Annotated in this window: 15 protein-coding genes and 3 pseudogenes; 5 read left to right on the top strand and 13 right to left on the bottom strand. The window is 69.5% G+C overall.

The window, feature by feature from the left end; translation table 11 throughout:
* Nucleotides 1-8: 8 nt before the first annotated feature.
* The 3 genes and pseudogenes from ADX84_RS25535 to ADX84_RS15320 all read right to left on the bottom strand — a co-directional run.
* Nucleotides 9-374, bottom strand: a pseudogene (locus ADX84_RS25535) (transposase); the annotation flags it as partial.
* 137 nt (nucleotides 375-511) lie between these two features.
* Nucleotides 512-2,083: an alpha/beta hydrolase gene (locus ADX84_RS15325; protein ID WP_049574334.1), complete on the bottom strand. Its 1,572-nt coding sequence runs from the start codon at nucleotides 2,081-2,083 to the stop codon at nucleotides 512-514.
* Nucleotides 2,084-2,113: 30 nt separating this feature from the next.
* Nucleotides 2,114-2,842, bottom strand: coding sequence for a hypothetical protein (locus ADX84_RS15320; protein ID WP_156208098.1), 729 nt, complete (start codon nucleotides 2,840-2,842; stop codon nucleotides 2,114-2,116).
* Nucleotides 2,843-3,061: 219 nt separating this feature from the next.
* On the opposite strand from ADX84_RS15320, the gene ADX84_RS26665 reads away from it, so the two are divergent.
* Nucleotides 3,062-3,334, top strand: coding sequence for a hypothetical protein (locus tag ADX84_RS26665; protein ID WP_049574328.1), 273 nt, complete (start codon nucleotides 3,062-3,064; stop codon nucleotides 3,332-3,334).
* Between the two features lie 176 nt (nucleotides 3,335-3,510).
* Here ADX84_RS26665 and ADX84_RS27105 read toward each other — a convergent pair whose 3' ends face one another.
* Nucleotides 3,511-3,744: an NAD(P)-binding protein gene (locus tag ADX84_RS27105; RefSeq protein ID WP_369801087.1), complete on the bottom strand. Its 234-nt coding sequence runs from the start codon at nucleotides 3,742-3,744 to the stop codon at nucleotides 3,511-3,513.
* Nucleotides 3,745-4,089: 345 nt separating this feature from the next.
* Between ADX84_RS27105 and ADX84_RS15310 the strand changes: the two genes are divergently transcribed.
* On the top strand, nucleotides 4,090-4,707 hold the full coding sequence (locus ADX84_RS15310) for a TetR/AcrR family transcriptional regulator (protein WP_017546290.1): 618 nt from the start codon (nucleotides 4,090-4,092) through the stop codon (nucleotides 4,705-4,707).
* A 580-nt stretch (nucleotides 4,708-5,287) separates the two neighbouring features.
* Here ADX84_RS15310 and allB read toward each other — a convergent pair.
* Together allB and ADX84_RS15300 are read right to left on the bottom strand one after the other, a co-directional pair.
* Nucleotides 5,288-6,637, bottom strand: a complete 1,350-nt coding sequence (allB, locus tag ADX84_RS15305) for an allantoinase AllB (protein WP_049574325.1) — start codon at nucleotides 6,635-6,637, stop codon at nucleotides 5,288-5,290.
* Between the two features lies 1 nt (nucleotide 6,638).
* Nucleotides 6,639-7,919, bottom strand: coding sequence for a DUF6986 family protein (locus tag ADX84_RS15300; protein WP_049574322.1), 1,281 nt, complete (start codon nucleotides 7,917-7,919; stop codon nucleotides 6,639-6,641).
* 301 nt (nucleotides 7,920-8,220) lie between these two features.
* Between ADX84_RS15300 and ADX84_RS15295 the strand changes: the two genes are divergently transcribed.
* A complete protein-coding gene (locus ADX84_RS15295) occupies nucleotides 8,221-8,955 on the top strand; it encodes an IclR family transcriptional regulator (protein ID WP_049574318.1) in 735 nt (244 codons plus the stop codon).
* 68 nt (nucleotides 8,956-9,023) lie between these two features.
* Here ADX84_RS15295 and era read toward each other — a convergent pair whose 3' ends face one another.
* The 7 genes and pseudogenes from era to ADX84_RS15265 form a co-directional block, all read right to left on the bottom strand.
* Nucleotides 9,024-9,992: a GTPase Era gene (gene era / locus ADX84_RS15290; RefSeq protein ID WP_049574314.1), complete on the bottom strand. Its 969-nt coding sequence runs from the start codon at nucleotides 9,990-9,992 to the stop codon at nucleotides 9,024-9,026.
* Nucleotides 9,993-10,001: 9 nt separating this feature from the next.
* Nucleotides 10,002-10,346, bottom strand: coding sequence for a hypothetical protein (locus tag ADX84_RS15285; RefSeq protein ID WP_017546295.1), 345 nt, complete (start codon nucleotides 10,344-10,346; stop codon nucleotides 10,002-10,004).
* A complete protein-coding gene (locus ADX84_RS15280; RefSeq protein WP_049574311.1) occupies nucleotides 10,343-11,707 on the bottom strand; it encodes a hemolysin family protein in 1,365 nt (454 codons plus the stop codon). The genes ADX84_RS15285 and ADX84_RS15280 overlap by 4 nt, the downstream gene beginning before the upstream one ends.
* Entirely contained in the window at nucleotides 11,704-12,201 is a 498-nt protein-coding gene (gene ybeY, locus ADX84_RS15275) for an rRNA maturation RNase YbeY (protein ID WP_049574307.1), read from the bottom strand. Before ybeY ends, ADX84_RS15280 begins: the two co-directional genes overlap by 4 nt.
* 136 nt (nucleotides 12,202-12,337) lie before the next feature.
* Nucleotides 12,338-12,742, bottom strand: a pseudogene (locus tag ADX84_RS27100) (PhoH family protein); the annotation flags it as partial.
* Between the two features lie 1,080 nt (nucleotides 12,743-13,822).
* Nucleotides 13,823-14,521: pseudogene (locus ADX84_RS27095) on the bottom strand (PhoH family protein); the annotation flags it as partial.
* 206 nt (nucleotides 14,522-14,727) lie between these two features.
* A complete protein-coding gene (locus ADX84_RS15265) occupies nucleotides 14,728-15,078 on the bottom strand; it encodes a histidine triad nucleotide-binding protein (protein ID WP_049574300.1) in 351 nt (116 codons plus the stop codon).
* 354 nt (nucleotides 15,079-15,432) lie between these two features.
* Between ADX84_RS15265 and ADX84_RS15260 the strand changes: the two genes are divergently transcribed.
* Entirely contained in the window at nucleotides 15,433-15,963 is a 531-nt protein-coding gene (locus tag ADX84_RS15260) for a SigE family RNA polymerase sigma factor (protein ID WP_017546301.1), read from the top strand.
* The gene (locus tag ADX84_RS15255) at nucleotides 15,960-16,679 is read left to right on the top strand and encodes a hypothetical protein (protein WP_049574297.1); all 720 of its coding nucleotides are present in this window, start codon (nucleotides 15,960-15,962) and stop codon (nucleotides 16,677-16,679) included. The genes ADX84_RS15260 and ADX84_RS15255 overlap by 4 nt, the downstream gene beginning before the upstream one ends.
* Nucleotides 16,680-16,734 lie beyond the last annotated feature (55 nt).

Here is a 16,734-nt window from a genome sequence, read left to right as displayed (position 1 = left end):
GACGGCCCGCGCAGATGGAGCCCCGCGTGTTTCGTGCCGGTTCTATTGGAGTACCGGGTGGCCAGCCCCCGCCATTCCTTGATCTTGTTGATGGTCCGCTCCACGGTGTTGCGGTCCTTGTACAACTCGCTGTCGTGGCTGAGGGGGCGGCCCCCGGCCGCCCCCTTCCTCTTACGGTTGACGGCCTGGTCAGCCTTCTCCGGGATCACCGACCTGATACCGCGCCTGCGCAGGTGGGTGCGGTTGACTCGGGATGAGTACGCCTTGTCTGCGGCGACCACGATCGGTCGGCTCCTGGGGCGGCCCACCGGACCGCGCACCTTGATCTTGGCCACCAGCGGGACCCGGCCCTCGGAAGCGACCGTTTGTGAGGCGCGCCGCCACATGCTGCTCGCGGATGCTTCCATCGTGGTTCCAATCACGGGCAGCACGCTACGACGGACGGGTGTCGCGCCAATCGCACTGCGCGGCCCTGACAGTCCACGGCGCCCTTGGCCGCGCGCCGACTACCTCAGAGACTGCACGTGGCGTCGTCGGGCGGGGTCTGCAGATCCAGGAGGTAGGTCTCGACCACCTCGTCGACGCAGCTGCTGCCGCCGAGGAGGTAGGCGCCGTGCTGCTTGCCGTCAACGGTCAACAGGTTCGCGCCGAGGGCTTCGGCCATCGCCACACCGCCCCCGTGCGGCGTCGCGGGATCACCTGTGATCGACACGACCAGCGTCTCGGGCAGGTCCTCAACGTCAGCAGGGAGCCAGGGTTCGTTGCGCGTGGGCGGCGCTGGCCACGCCTCGCACTCACTGTGGAAGGTCCCTCCCGTGAGCAGGTCGAGGTCGTACATCGGGGCCACGTCACCGAGCTCACGGGCGTGCTCGGTGAGCTCCTGCGACGTCGGCCGAGGCCAGTCCATGCACCGCACGGCGATGTTCGTGTCGAGGTTCCTGGCGTAGACAGCATCCGGACCGCGCTCGAAGTAGCTGTCGCGCAGAACGAGCATCTCGTCGGCGTCGCCAGCGTCCAGTTCGGTCAGAGCGGAGACGACCTCGGGCCACGTCGACTCCGAGGCCAACCCGGCGGTGAGCCCGAGGTAGACGTCCCAGACGCTGACCTCCCGGCCATCGGACGTGAGTACCGGGTTCTCGACGACCGGTTCTAGGATCTCGTGCAGCCGATCGGTCGCCTTCGCCGGGTCGGGACCGAGCACGCAGTCCGACGTCTCTGCGCAGAGCGCGGCGACATCGTCGAAGCGCTCCTGAGCAGCGATGAACTGGGTGCGTCGGAACTCGAGCGCTGTGAGTTCGGGCGAAGTGGCTCCGTCGAGCACGATCGCGCGGACCTTGTCGGGGTAGGTCGCGGCGTACATCGCTCCGAGCTCAGAGCCGTAGCTGTAGCCGAGGTAGGTCAGCTGCTCATCGCCGAGCGCCGCGCGCAGGATGTCCACATCCCGCACGACGTTCGTGGTCCCAGCGTTGACGAGATTGTCGACGCCGCCGGAGCCGTCGATGCACCGCTGCGCGAGCTCGGTGGCCTGCTCGGCGCTGGTGATGTCGTAGACGGCGGCAAACCCGGGGACGTCGCCCGCGTCGCGCTCCTCGTCGGTATGGCAGCCGAGAGAGGGCGTCGACGCCCCGACGCCGCGCGGGTCGAAGCCGACGACGTCGAACCGTTCGGCGATGGGATTGTCCTGCCACATGGGCAGGAGGGACGCGACGAAGCTCATCCCGGACCCGCCGGGCCCGCCCGGGTTGATCAGCAAGGAGCCCTCGGCCTCTGCCTCGCCGGTGGCTGGCAGGCGCATCAGCGCGATCTGCGCACGCTCGGCCTGCGGATCGTCGTAGTCGATCGGGACCTCGACCGAGGCACACTCCAGCGCAGGGTCAGCGAACAACTCGGCGTCCACCGCGGTGGTGGCGCGCTCCTCGCACCCACCCCAGTCGACGTCCTGCTCCAGGTAGGGATCCAGGCCGGGGTCGGCGCCCGATGAGGGGGAGCCGGGCGTGCACGCGGCAAGCAGCAGGAGCGTCACAACGGCGAGCCCGATCGTGAAGCACCGTGGTCCACGCTGGGCGGGGGGTCGGGTCGACATGGGTGTCTCCTTCATGGTCTGGGTGGGTCGTCAGTCCGCGATGCCGTCGGTTTCGACGTCGAGGAGGCGGTGATGACGGAAGGTAAGCGCCCTCTCGGTGCCAGCGAGGCACGTGGCGAGGGTGAGCGCGGTGTTGGCCCAAGCGGGCAGGGTCACCGGTGAGTCGAACGAGCTGAAGTGATCGGCCCAGAACGCCTGGTGGGTGAGCAGGTCGAGTGCCTGCGGGGCGAGCAGGATCAGGTTGATCGCGAGCACGAGGACCGCGCAGACGGCTAGGGCGCGCCCGAGCCCAGGATGCTCACGAGAGAGCTGCGCACGCCAGTGTTCGGGCGTGCCCGGAGCGGGATCGAGACGTCGCTCGCGACCGTCGGCGTGGACGAGGTGGATGCGCTTCATGCCGTACCTGCTCGCCGCGACCTCAAGGTGGTCCGGTCCAAGCGCGAACCGGGCCGGCATGTCGCAAGTCCGGACATGCCGATCATCCCGGTAGAGGGAGGCCCGACCAGCGAGGTGATCGACGTCGACCGTGGCCGTCGAGCGATCAGGGAGGTCGACGGTGAAGCGGGTGCGTTCCATCGAGAGGGACCGTGGGAACGGCGGCAGCGACGCGCCCGGAGCCGGCTCGTCCGTCGACCAGACCCCTGCCTGGTCGTCGCCGAGGCCGAGATCTCCGAGCACGTCCGATCCCTCACCCGGGCGATGGGCGGATCGGTTCTGCCCCGCGTCTTCGGGCCACGATGAGTTTTCTAGCATGCTCATGCCAATAAAGTAGCACAGGCATGCCACACCCGTCTATGATGAGTCCGTGCCCCGACGAGTCGACCCCGACCTGCACCGCGAGCAGGTCGCCGACGCCGTGATCAATGAGATCACCGACCACGGGATCCGCTCGGTGACCCTCGCACGGATCTCCACCCGGACCGGGCTGGCAATCGGGAGCATCCGGCACTACTTCGGCAACACCCTGGGCGAGGTCTCATGCGCTTCACGCTGGGCGTCCTCATCCGACGCGTCCAGGACCGGAACCCGAAGCCGTCCAACGACCCCGCGACCGGGATCGTGGAGCTGATCGCCTTCGCCACGCCGACCGACGAACAGCAGCACCGGGAGAACTTCACCCTGGTGGAGTACCGCGTCATGGCTCGCACGGGACCCCGAGATCGCGGCCGAAGTCGCGGCGACGTCCCGGGCGGCGACCGAGGCGATCCGTTCCCCCTTGACACGCGGCCCTCCGAAGGAGAAGCACGATGATCCGCGGCCCGAGGCACCAGCACGCCTGCGTCCGACGACGCCCCGCCAGAGGAAGTTCGCAGTGACCTGCAGCTGCTCGCCGGTATCAAGGCGGTTGACCTGCGGGACCCATCGCCCATCGTGTGACGACCGCTCCAGTCCCGCGACTCGGCAGCAGTAGTGGATGCCCTGGGCGATCACCTAGTCGAGGGTCGAGGATCTCGCCTCAGCCCGCGATGACCGACCCCCGGCAAAGTTTGTCGGTAGCCGTAGGTGAACAGGTCGCTGTCCGAACGGACACCGGCGTATCGATGTGTCCACCACGTGCCGCCCCGCTCACCCTGAGCCTCGATGACCACGAATCCGAGGTTCGGGAAGTCAACCCTCAGCCGGTGCGCGGCACCGATCCCAGAAATCCCCGCGCCGATCACCAGCACATCAGTATGACTGCCGTGCAGGCCGCCGGACCCATCGGCTGCGGAGACAATGTCATGCGTCGCGGCATCAGTGTTCCCGGGCCGTCTCTCGCGTCGGTGTAAGTACGGGCCCCCTTGGCATCAACGGGGATTCTGCGGTCGGAGTCGCGTATCCCTTCCCCATTGCCCCGCGTGCGGGATCAGAGGCTTCTTCGAGCCCCGGCGGGTGGGCTTTCGAAATCCAGCAGGCTGCCGCCAATGGCCTCGGGCGAAGCGATGGCGCATTCCCCCGGATCTTTTCTGGCATTAGAATGCTCATCAAATTAGCATGTCCATGCTATTTGTGGGTAGGATGGCGGCATGCCAAAAAGAGTCGACCCAGACACTCGCCGGGAGCTGATCGCCGACGCCGTGATCGACGAGATCGCCGTGCACGGCCTCCAGTCAGTGACCCTCGCCCGCATCGCCGAGCGCACCGGCTTGGCCATCGGGAGCATCCGGCACTACTTCGGCAACAACGTCCGCGAACTCATGCGCTTCACCCTGCGCGTCCTGATCCAACGCGCAGAACAACGCGCTCCAACCCTGTCCGAAGACCCAACGACACGGATCGTGGACGTGATCACCTTCACCGCTCCGACCAGCGAGCAGGAGCGCAAGGAGAACATCGCCCTCGTCGAGTACCGAGTCATGGGACGGGCGGACGCTGAGATCGGCGCCGAGATCGCCGCCGCGAGCGCCGCGGCAGCAGCCGCGATTGATCCACTCCTGCGCGCGGCGCTAGCTGACCGCGCCATCGACGAACAGGCGCTGCACCGCGAGACGCTTCTGCTCATCACCCTGGTCGAAGGCTTCTCGCTCAGCTCCGCCCTTGCTCCCACTCCGCTACACGCGACGGATGTCCGGGCCGTGGCGGAGGCCGCTGTCCGCCGCCTCCGCGATGCCTACGAACCATTGCCGAAAAATCAAGAGGCCTGATTCGTGGACGCGTGCTCGGAGATCGCTCACGAGACTCGCGACCGTCGAAAGGCGACGGGGCGGGAGTGGAACCGAGGCTGGGAAGCAAGTGCGAATTGATCCACAGCCAGCAGCCCCCACACAGAGACCAGGGCGGGCACGCGTCAGCGGGCCCGCCCTTCCACATGCCCGCAGGCCTCAGAGCACATGCAGGTGTGCGGCACCCTCAGCCCCAGAGGGTTACGCGAAGCCCCGCCACCGGTGGTCGAGCATGCACAGGGCGCGAACCCCTCAAGCCCAGGGAGTTTGCTAGAAGCCCCGCCACCGGTGGCAGCACACGGGTACCCGTCCACACCCCCTGCACCCCAGGAGGATCGTCCTGTTCGGGTTACTACAGCACATGGCGGAACTTCGAACCCCGCACAACTCAAGGCAGCACACACGTGCACGTCCACACCCCTGTGCACCAGGGGGTTTGTCCTGTGCGGGTTACTACGGCACGTGGGTGGGTTTCGCCCCCCTGGGGCTGAGGTCTGTCTGACGACTCCGCTCACAAGAACGGGCGCCCCGGTGGTGGCGGGGCGCCCGGGGCCGGAACCGGTCAGTTCCGGGTGATCATCCGGCCGTTCACGCTGTCCGAGGTGACCTCGGTGCCGCGCAGGATGGTGCGGCGGACCCGGCCCAGGAGGTCGGCGCCGTCGTAGGCGCTCACCGGGTTGCGGTGCGCCAGCGAGCCCGCCTCCACGTGGAAGGGCTCGTCGGGGGCGAAGACCGCCAGGTCAGCGTCCATACCAGGGGCGATCGAGCCCTTGCCGGTCACACCGGCCACGCTCGCGGGCCTGGCGGACATCCACCGGACGACCTCCTCGAGCGGGACGCCCCGGCCTCTGGCCTCCGTCCACATGGCGGACAGACCCACCTGGAGCCCGGCGACGCCGCCCCAGGCGGTGCCGAAGTCACCGGTGTCCAGGTCCTTCAGGTCGGGAGTGCTCGGAGAGTGGTCACTGACCACGCAGTCGATCAGGCCGTCCTGGAGCGCTCTCCACAGCAGGTCGCGGTTGGCGCCGTCGCGGATCGGCGGGCAGCACTTGTAGCTGGTCCCACCGGCCGGGATCTCCTCGGCTGCCAGCGTGAGGTAGTGCGGGCAGCTCTCCACCGTGAGCGGCACGCCCTCCTGCTTGGCCTGCGCGATGAGGGGCAGGGCCGAGGCGCTGGACAGGTGCAGGATGTGCGCGCGAACCCCGGTTCGGCGGGCCGTGTCGATCACCAGGGCGATCGCGGCGTTCTCGGCCTCGTCGGGGCGTGAGGCCAGGAAGTCCGCGTAGTCGCGGCCGGACGCGGCGGGCGCCGAGTCCAGCACCTTGGGGTCCTCAGCGTGCACGATCAGCCTGCCGCCGAACGCCCTGATCGCCGTGGCTGCGGTGTTCAGCTGCTCCGGGGACAGGTGCCCGAACTCGTCCACCCCGGAGGGCGACAGGAACGCCTTGAACCCGAACACTCCCTCGGACCAGAGGTCGGAGAGGGTGCCGGTGGTGTCCGCTCCGGAGTTCTCCGGGACGGCCCCGCCCCAGAAGCCCACGTCCACGGCGAGCTTGCCCTCGGCCACGGCTCGTTTGGCCTTGAGGCCGTCGAGCGTGGTGGTGGGCGGCACGCTGTTGAGCGGCATGTCCACCAGGGTGGTCACACCGCCCAGCGCGGCGGCGCGGGTGGCGCTGGCGAAGCCCTCCCACTCGGTGCGGCCGGGCTCGTTGACGTGCACGTGGCTGTCCACGAGGCCGGGGAGGAGGATCTCGTCCTCGGCCAGGCGCACCTCGCGGGCGGCTTCGACGGGGGCGTCGTCACCGGTGAGGACCTCGGTGATCCTTTGGTCGTCCACGACCACGCTGACGGCGCGCTCACCCTCGGGGGTGAGCGCGCGGTGGGCGCGTACGACGAGTGCGTGCTCGGTCAACTCACTGCTCCTGTCCGACACGGCGGGTGGCCAGGGCGACGATGGTACCGGCGTCCGCGCTGGCGGCGGTGACCACCTCGGACTCCTCCAGGGCGCCGCAGCGCAGGCCGCTGGCCAGCACGGAGGCCAGTGCCTGGGCGGTGGCCGGTTCGTCCATCACGTTGCCCCCGGCCTGGCCGAGGTAGGCCCTGAGACGGGCGGCGGCGGGCGCGAAGGCCTCCCGGTAGAAGGCGTAGGTCGCCAGGTAGCGGATGGGGAGCTGGTTCGGGTGCAGGTCCCAGCCCTGGTAGAAGCCGCGCTCCAGGGAGCGGCGGACCAGCCCGGCGTGCAGGTTCCACGCGGAGCGCACGTCCTCGGTGCTGCCCGTGGGCAGGATGTTGCTGCCCCCGTCGGAGAGCCACACGCCGGTCCCGGCGGCGGCCACCTGCATGACGGCCTTCGCGTAGTCGGCGGCCGGGTGGGCCAGGCTCTGGTGGGCGGCGGTGATCCCGCAGGCCGCGCTGTAGTCGTAGGTGCCGTAGTGCAGGGCGGTGACCCGCCCCTGGCCCGCCTGGATCATGCGGGAGACCGCGACGGTGCCGTCGGTGAGCAGGATGGACTGGGGGGTCTCGATCTGGAGCTCGAACCGCAGGCGTCCGGCGGGCAGGCCGAAGCGCTCCTCCAGGCGCTCGCTGACCCACACCATCGCCTCGACCTGCTCGACCGAGGTGATCTTGGGCAGGGTGAGGACGAGGTTGTCCGGGAGGGAGCCGTGTCCCTCCAGCAGGGTCTGGAGGAAGAGGGTGAGCGTGCGGACGCCGCGGTGGCGCCCGGCGGCCTCCATGCCCTTCATCCGGATCCCGAAGTAGGGGGTGGCCGTCCCCTGCTTCAGGTCCGAGACGAACGCGTTCGCGGTGGCCAGGACGTGGGCGTCCTCGGCCTCGTCACCGGGGGACCCGTAGCCGTCCTCGAAGTCGGCTCGCAGGTCCTCGATGGGCTCGCGGGCGAGCTTGGCGCGCACCAGCGGGATCGCGTCGGCCACGGCGGCCTCGCTCAGACCGGTGATCCCGGCCAGGTCCGCGGCCCTGGGCGCGTACTCGTCGAGGGAGGCGATCGCCTCCTCGCCCCAGGCGGCGGCGAGGCCGGGCTGGATGCGGTCGGCGGGAACGTAGACGCTGTGGACGGGCTGGCGGCCGCCGCTGGTCCCAGGGTACTCACGGTCCAGTCGGGCGTCGGCCTCGGCCAGCCGGGTGTCGAGTTCGGTGACCAGGTCGGTCAGGCCAGCAAGGCTGTCACTCGCCACGTGTCGTGTCCTCCTCCGTCGTCGGTGCCGGCCCTCGGGGGTCGTTGAGAGTCCGGTCACTAATTTCTATATGCGGATAATAACTTCTGCCATTCGGAAGAACAAGGGTCCCGAGACTCCCGCGCCTGCGAACGCGAAGCTTCCGCACGCAACAGAGAGCGAAAACCTCCTTTCGTATTGCAGAATGATGGTCGAGACCGCAGCGGCCCTCAGCATGGGAGCACGACCCTTGTCAGCCTCACAGATCCCCCAAACGGACCAGCCACGCCCTCCAGAGGAGACGGCCCGGCGCTCCGGTGGCGTGCAGTCACTCGACCGCGCCTTCGCCCTGCTGGAGATCATGGCCGAGGCGGGCGGCGAGGCCTCCCTGAGTCAGCTCGCCGACTCCTCGGGCCTGCCCCTGCCCACCATCCACCGCATCATCCGCACCCTGGTCGGCAACGGCTACGTGCGCCAGCTCCCCTCCCGCCGGTACGCCCTGGGCCCCCGCCTGATCGGGCTCGGCGACAAGGCCGCCCGCATGCTCGGCACCTGGGCCCGCCCCCACCTCGCCCAACTCGTGGAGGACCTCGGCGAGACCGCCAACCTCGCGATGCTCGACGGCGACAAGGTCATCTACGTCGCCCAGGTCCCCTCACCGCACGCCATGCGCATGTTCACCGAGGTCGGGCGCCGCGTCCTGCCGCACTCCGCCGGGGTCGGCAAGGCCCTGCTGTCCCAGCTCAGCGACGCGGAGGCCCTGGCCGCCGTCCGCCGCACCGGGATGCCCGCCGCCACCGAACGCACCATCACCGACCCCGAGGCCTTCCTCTCCGAACTGCGGCGCATCCGCGAGACCGGGTACGCGATCGACGACGGTGAACAGGAGGTGGGCGTGCGATGCGTGGCCGTCCCGGTCAAGGACGCACCCTCCGGCATGGCCGTGTCGGTCTCCGGCCCCGAGGCCCGCGTGAGCTGGGACTTCGTGGACCACGCCGCACCCATCGTGCAGCGGTGCGCCCGGGTCCTGGCCACCGACCTCAACAACCAGAGCTGACCCGCACCACGACGAGGGGGCGTGACCACATGTGGTCACGCCCCCTCGTCCGCTTCGAGACCGCCGAACTACGTCTGCTGGTCGAAGCCCAGCTTGCGCAGCTGCTTGGGGTCGCGCTGCCAGTCCTTGGCCACCCGTACCCGCAGGTCCAGGAAGACCCGCTGCCCGAGCAGCCCCTCGATCTGCTTGCGGGCCCGCGAGCCCACGTCACGCAGACGCGAACCCTTGGAGCCGATCACGATCGCCTTCTGGCTGGGGCGCTCCACGTACAGCGACGCGTAGATGTCCACCAGCTCCTTGCCGGGCTTGGTGTTCTCCCGCTCGTACATCTCGTCCACGACCACCGCGATCGAGTGCGGGAGCTCGTCCCGGACACCCTCCAGGGCGGCCTCGCGGACCAGCTCCGCCACGAGCATCTCGTCCGGTTCGTCCGTGAGGTCGCCTTCCGGGTACAGCGGCGGCCCCTTCGGCAGGTGCGAGCACAGCACGTCCGTGACCGTGTCCAGCTGGAACTCCCCGCGCGCGGACACCGGCACGATGTCGGCCCAGTCGCCCAGCTCGTTCACGGCCATCAGGTGCTCCCCGACCGCCGCCCGGTCCACCAGGTCGGTCTTGGTCACCAGCGCCACCACCGGGGTGTTGGTCTGCTCGGCCAGCTCCTTGGCGATGTAGGTGTCACCGCGCCCGATCGGCTCGTTGGCCGGCAGACAGAACGCGATCACGTCCACCTCGACCAACGTGGACCGCACCAGCGAGTCCAACCGCTCCCCCAACAGGGTGCGGGGCTTGTGCAGACCGGGCGTGTCCACGATGATCAGCTGCGCGTCCGGGCGGTGCACGATCCCGCGCACCGTCCGCCGGGTGGTCTGCGGCCGGTTGCTGGTGATCGCCACCTTCTGCCCGACCAGCGCGTTCATCAGGGTGGACTTGCCCACGTTCGGGCGGCCCACGAAGCAGGCGAAACCGCTCCGGAAGCCCTCCGGGAAGGAGAGCGGCTCCAGCGGCACGCGGAGCTTCTCAAGGTCGAGGTCGTTCATCGGTCCTTCTCAACGCCGGGCGATGTTCGCGGGCACCCCGTCGGGGGCCGCGATCACCACCAGCTGGGTCTTCAGGTCGTCCGCCACCGCGCGGTCGGCCTCGGTCAGCTCCTTGGCCTGGGTGACGACCACCGCGGCCTCCAGAGCGGAGGCCTCGCTGGAGGCCGCCGCGGCCACGGCGGCCTGGAGCGCGCTCAGCTGGAGCGAGGGCAGCGACACCGTGGTGGCCACGTACGTGCGCCCGGTCTCGTCGCGTACCGCGGCGCCCTCGGCCGCCGCGTTCCGTGCCCGGGAGGCGCGCGCGAGGGTGATCAGCTTGGCGTCCTCGGGGCCGAGTCCCGTCGTGTCCGTCACTGGTCCGTGCTCCTTACGTCGTGGTCGGGGCCCTGGTCCCCTTCGGGGGCGAGCCGCTCCACCAGCACCGTGGTCATCCGGTTGCGGCGGCTGCTCTTGCCCTCCAGGGTGAGCCGGAGTCCAGCGTATTCTGCCTGGGCGCCGCCCGCCGGGACGCGACCCAGCACGAACGCCACCAGGCCGCCCACGGTCTCCACGTCGGAGACCTCCAGGTCGCGCTCGGGGAAGAGTTCGGCCAGCTCACCCAGGGGCAGTCGCGCGGTGACCCGCAGACGGTCGTCGTCCAGCCAGTCCACCGGGGCGATCTCGTGGTCGTACTCGTCGGTGATCTCGCCGACGATCTCCTCCACGATGTCCTCCAGCGTGACGAGCCCGGCGGTGCCGCCGTACTCGTCGATCGCCACCGCCACGTGGTTGCGGCGCTTTTGCATCTCCCGCAGGAGTTCGTCGATGGGCTTGGTGTCGGGCACGAACGTGGCGTCACGCATCACGTCCCCGGCGGTCAGGGGCACGTCGTCCGCGCCCCCGGCGGCGGCCGCCCAGCGGTCGCGCAGGCGCTCCACCAGGTCCTTGAGGTAGACGATGCCGACCACGTCGTCCTCGTCCTCACCCGTGACCGGGATACGCGAGTACCCGCTGGCCATGGCGAGCGAGAGGACCGCGTCGGCGTCCGCGTCACGGCCCGTGAAGACGATGTCGGGCCGGGGCACCATCACCTCGCGCACGGAGGTGTCGTCCAGCTTGAACACCGAGTGGATCATCTGGCGCTCCTCGGGGTCGATCACCTCCCCCTGCTCGGCCAGGTCCACGAGCTGACGCAGCTCCACCTCGGTGCTGAACGGGCCGTCCCGGTCGCCCTTGCCGCGCGGGGTGAGCGCGCGGCCCGCCCCCACCAGCAGGCGGGCGAGCGGACCCAGCACCACCTGGAGCGGGTACACGACCGTCGCGCTGGCCCGGGCCAGAGGACTGGCGAACTGGCGGCCGAGGATGCGCGGGGTGACCGCGATCAGGACGCACTCGACCACGACCATCGCCACGGCGGTGAGCACCAGGGCGGGCCAGCCGGCTCCCAGCAGGAAGACCATGCCCACCACGGCGGCGAGCACGGCGCAGACCTCGCACACCACGCGCAGGAAGAGCAGCATGTTCAGGTGCTCGGTGGGATTGACCCGCACCCGCTCCCACGCGGCGCGCACCCGTGCGGGGCGCTCGGCGTGGGCGTCCTCCATGCCCATGGAGATCACTCGGGTGACGGCGACCTCGGCCGCCACCAGGAAACCGGCCACCGCGGTCAGGAGGAGGGCGGCCGCCAGGGACACCGACCACACCACGGGGTCACCCGTGGCCAGCGACACGCTCATCGGGCGCTCTCGTCCCCTTCGGTCGTCCCGTCGGCGGCGGCCTCACGCTCGTTCCAGGCGGCGAGGATCTCGCCCTGGAGACCGAACATCTCCTTGTGCTCCTCGGGCTCGGCGTGGTCGTAGCCGAGCAGGTGGAGGATGCCGTGCGTGCACAGCAGGTCGATCTCGGCCCGGGTACCGTGACCGGCCTTCTCGCCCTGGCGCTCGGCCACCTGCGGGCAGATGATCACGTCACCGAGCACACCGGGTTCGCTGGTGCGTCCGGGACCGCCGGGGCGCAGTTCGTCCATGGGGAACGAGAGCACGTCGGTGGGGCCGGGCTCGTCCATCCAGCGCACGTGGAGGTCGGTCATGGGTCCTTCGTCCACCAGCACGACCGACAGCTCGGCCAACGGGTGCACCCGCATGGCGTCGAGCACGTGCCGGGCCAGACGGGAGAGTCGCTCCTCGTCCACGGTGCTGACGCCGGACTCGTTGGCGACGTCGATACTCATCGGTTGGGGCTGCCTCACTTGGATTCGGTGTGGGTGGGCGGGTTCGCTCCGCCCGGCGCCCGGCGAGGGGCGCCCACCGACACCGGTGGGCCCGCACGAGGCGGGCCCACCGGCCGGTGTCACTACGTACTTCTTCTCAGTCTGCCCGGTGTTCGGGGCCCTCGGCGCCGCCGCCCCCGTCCTTCGGGGTGTCACCGCCCCCGCGCCGTCCGCCGCGCGGTCCCGGGCGGCCCCGGTCGCCGTCGCTCCGGCCGCCCTGATCGGCGTCGTAGCGCCCGTAGGCGTCGACGATCTGCCCCACCAGCCGGTGCCGCACGACGTCCTCACTGGTCAGTCGGCAGAAGGCGATGTCGTCGATATCACGCAGGATGTTCTCGATGGTCCGGAGCCCGCTGGTCTGCCCGCCGGGCAGGTCCACCTGGGTGACGTCACCGGTGACCACGATCTTCGACCCGAAGCCGAGCCGCGTGAGGAACATCTTCATCTGCTCCGGAGAGGTGTTCTGCGCCTCGTCCAGGATGATGAAGGAGTCGTTGAGTGTGTTGTGTGTGAGCAGGAAGTCCTCGGTGACGTAGAGGGAGTCCTCCGCCGCCACTTGGATGCACACGCACTCCTCGCTTCCGGCGGGTTCGACGGAGTCGACGAAGCGCATCGGGCGTCCCCCACCGGTCGCGTCGTACTTCTCCTTCTTGCGTCGGAGCCGGAAGGGCTGAACTCCCTCGGGCAGACGCAGGTCGAGGGCATGGGCGTCCTTGCGGTGGAAGACCTCCCGTCCCCGGGCGAGGCCCGGTGCACGCCCCTCGGCTGGGCGGCAACGCTCGTAGACCACGCCTCCAAGAGACCGGACCAGGAAGGTCACCGCGTCACGCAGGTACGGGGACGCCGTTCCGTACTGCACGCGGCAGGTGCGCCCCGCTTGTGTGACCGGTCCCCCGTCCGAGTCGAGCAGGCCCTGGAGCAGGGCCAACCTCACCTCGGCCGTGTTGTACAGGTAGTCGTCCGGGACGAACTTCGTGTCGGACCCAGTCCCGCACAGTCCCAGGTCACGCATGATCGCCGTGACCGGGTTGGTGATGGTGATCACGTCGCCCGGCGCGCTCTCGCGGTTGAGAACGTAGTCCACACCGGACTTGTGCCTGACGCGAACACCGGGGAGAAGCGTCTCGAGTGCCTCGGCCAGTTCCGGGTCGTTGGTCGCGAAACGCGGTGTGGTCGAACCCGTGAGGCAACCGTCCCCGAGGAGCAGGCCCAGGGCGTAGGCGTCCATGGGTACCTCCCGCTCCGGGAAGGCCACGGGCTCGCTGAGCAGAGGGAGCTCGTACTTGCGATAGTGCGAGCTGCGCAGCCCGCTCTCGACGATCTCCTTGGCGGTGAGCACCCTGGGCGGCTTGCCTCTGCGTGCGTCGTCCCTGGTCCGGACGGTCCACAGATGGTCCTCTGAGCACAGCGTGGAGGCACCGTCCTGGGAGGAGAAACGGTAGGTCGCCTTCTCCCCCTGCGGGTACACCCCGATCACCGGGGTCGGTCGCCCGTCAGAGCCCATCACCAGGTCACCGATCCGCAGGTCACCGATGGGCCGGAACCCCTCCGGGGTCAGCACCTTCGTGTGCAGCGGCTGCGCCCGGCCACGCATGTACGCCAAGGGAGCGACCTCGATGGTTCCGGCCGCCATCAGCTTGGGGATGGAGTCCGGGTCGAGCATGTCGTGCAGGGCGTCGTACAGCGGACGCAGGTACGGGTCGATCTTGTCGTACAGGGTGCCGGGCAGGAATCCCAGGCGCTCCCCGGCCTCGACGGCGGGCCGGGTGAGGATGATCCGGTTGACCTCCTTGTCCTGGAGGGCCTTCACCGCCTTGGCCATGGCCAGGTAGGTCTTGCCGGTGCCCGCCGGGCCGATGCCGAAGACCACGGTGCGCTCGTCGATGATGTCGACGTACCGCTTCTGGTTCAGCGTCTTGGGGCGGATGGTTTTGCCCCGGTTGGACAGGATGTTGGTGGTCAGCACGTCCGCGGGGCGTTCCTTGCCCGGCGAGCGCAGCATGTGGATCATGCGCTCGATGGTGTCGGGGGTGACGTGGGTGCCGCTCTTGGCGAGCTCGATCAGCTCCTCCACGAGGCGGACCACCACGGCCGTCTCCTCGGGGGTACCGCTGATCGTGAACTCGTTGCCACGGACGTGGATGTCGCTCTTGAAGGACCGCTCCAGCGCCCGGAGGAGCTCGTCCCCCGAACCCAGCAGGCTGATCATCGTGTGTTCGTCCGGAACCACGACCTTGACCTGGGTCTCCGGGTCCTGGTTCGTGTGAGTTGACTCGGCCATGGTGTGGCCTTGCGGCCGCTGTCCCTACCCTTCGGTCACGGCCCCGGGGTCGGTCGCCCGGGGTTCCTCGCGGACGGGCCGCACACCGTGCCCGACGGTGTCGGACACGGTCACCACGGGTGTGTGGGACAACCGAAGTGGCCGGTGGGGCCCGTCCCCGAGTCTACCAACGGGGGCACGGCGGGCTCGATGGATTATCGCGACGCCTACCCGGGGGGCCAGTTCAGGCCTCGACCGCCGAGCACGTGGGCGTGCAGGTGGAAGACGGTCTGTCCGGCGCCGGCCCCGGTGTTGAACACCATCCGGTACCCGGACTCCACCACGCCCTCGCCCTTGGCCACCTCGTGGGCCTCCCTGACCAGGGCGTCCACCAGCCCGGTGTCGGTGGCGGCGGCAGCGGCGGCGTCGGCGTGGTGCTCACGCGGGACGACCAGGACGTGGGTGGGCGCCTGGGGGTTGATGTCGCGGAACGCCACCGTGCGCTCCCCCTCGCGGACGATGTCCGCTGGGACCTCGCCCTTCACGATCTTGCAGAAAAGGCAGTCGGGGTCGACCATCGCTCACCTTCCGTCACGCGGGCCCGCGCTCGGTGGCGGCACCGCTCATTCGGTTCTCGGGATTGTCCGTTGCCCATGATGCCGCAGGTGCACGAAACGCCGCAGGTGCGCGGCCCACGGGGAGATGAACCCTCAACCTTTCCGCAACCGTTCCGATCCACGTTCCCCTCCAGCCACCGATCCGAGCGCGATAGTCTTTGGTCTCCGTGCGCGTCAGACTGTGGGCACACCCCGCTGTTCGGCCACGTCCGACGTGTTCGGATCGGAACGCACGTCTACTGGAAATGATGAGGTATGCCCTTTCGTAAACCCCGCGACAAGGGTGTGCGTCGAACTGATGTGACGACAGAAACCTTGGTGGCCAATGCCACCACGGCGCCACTCTCGGTCGAGTGGGACGCTGACCATGCCGTGACGGAGCTCTACCGGGAGCACTACCGTCCGCTCGTTCGGCTCGCCGCCCTGCTCGTGCGGGACCACGCGACCGCCGAGGAGGTCGTCCAGGACGCCTTCGTCGCCATGCACGGCGCCTGGCGTCGCCTCAGGGACCCGAACAAGGCCCTCTCCTACCTCCGCCAGGCGGTGGTGAACAAGGCCAGGTCGGTACTGCGCCACAGGGCAGTCGTCGAGAAGCACGCCCCCAAGGCCCTGCCCGACGCACCCAGCGCCGAGCACGGGGCCATGAACCTGCTCGAGCGCGAGGCGGTCATCACCGCCCTGCGCAAGCTACCCACCCGTCAGCGAGAGGCCATCGTGCTCCGGTACTACGGTGATCTGTCCGAGGCACAGATCGCGGACGCCATGGGCATCAGCCGAGGCGCGGTCAAGAGCCACACCTCGCGCGGCATCTCCTCCCTTCGCTCTGTACTGGAGCAGACGTCATGAGTAGCCCCAACGATAGGAACGAACCGGAGTTCAAGGACCAGCTCCGCCAGATACTGCGCGCCGAGGCCGACGAGGTCACACCCTCGGCCGAAGGCCTCAACCTCATCCGTGAGCGCACCGAGCGCCAACGCGGATCGTCGTGGTTCGGGCTGCCGTGGCTCCGTCCCGTGACGGCCGTGGCTGCGGCCGTGCTCATCGCCGCCTCGGTGATCATGTCGAGTCCGCAGGTCCGCGAACAGGTCCTGGAGATCGTCCCGGCCGGGGCCGACCGCGCGGGCACCCCGCCCGAGACCCAGTCCGACGGGGGCGACGGCGTGGCGGCTCCCGACCCGTCGACGGACTCCACCTCCGGCAGCAGCAAGCTGGAGGAGGAGGCGGGGGACGACCCCGAGGGCTCCCCCAGCCCCGACAGCTCGCCCTCCTCCTCGGAGGACGACGGTTTCGAGGCCACCTCCTCGTGCCCGCCCGGTGAGGAGCTCGTCCCGGCCGCGACCGACGGCGCCCGTGACGAGGACAGGAAGAACAAGGACGACGACCGGGACGACAGGGGCTCCGACAAGGAGACCTGCGCCCCGACCGACGAGCCGCGGGAAGAGCCCACCGACGAGCCCACCAGCCCCGGAGGCGGCGGTGACCCGGATCCCGACGAGGGCTCCGAGGACCCCGGCAGCGGTTCCGGCGGCGGCGGTGAGGAGGACGGGGCCAGCGTGAGCTGACCCCCGACCGCACCAGGGAACGGACATGACGAAGGGCCCGTGGAATCCTCCACGG

This window comes from Nocardiopsis sp. SBT366, from assembly GCF_001083815.1.
Classification (GTDB): Bacteria; Actinomycetota; Actinomycetes; order Streptosporangiales; family Streptosporangiaceae; genus Nocardiopsis; species Nocardiopsis prasina.
Note: the sequence above shows the minus strand (reverse complement) of the source record. Positions and strands in the feature narration are given on the sequence as shown.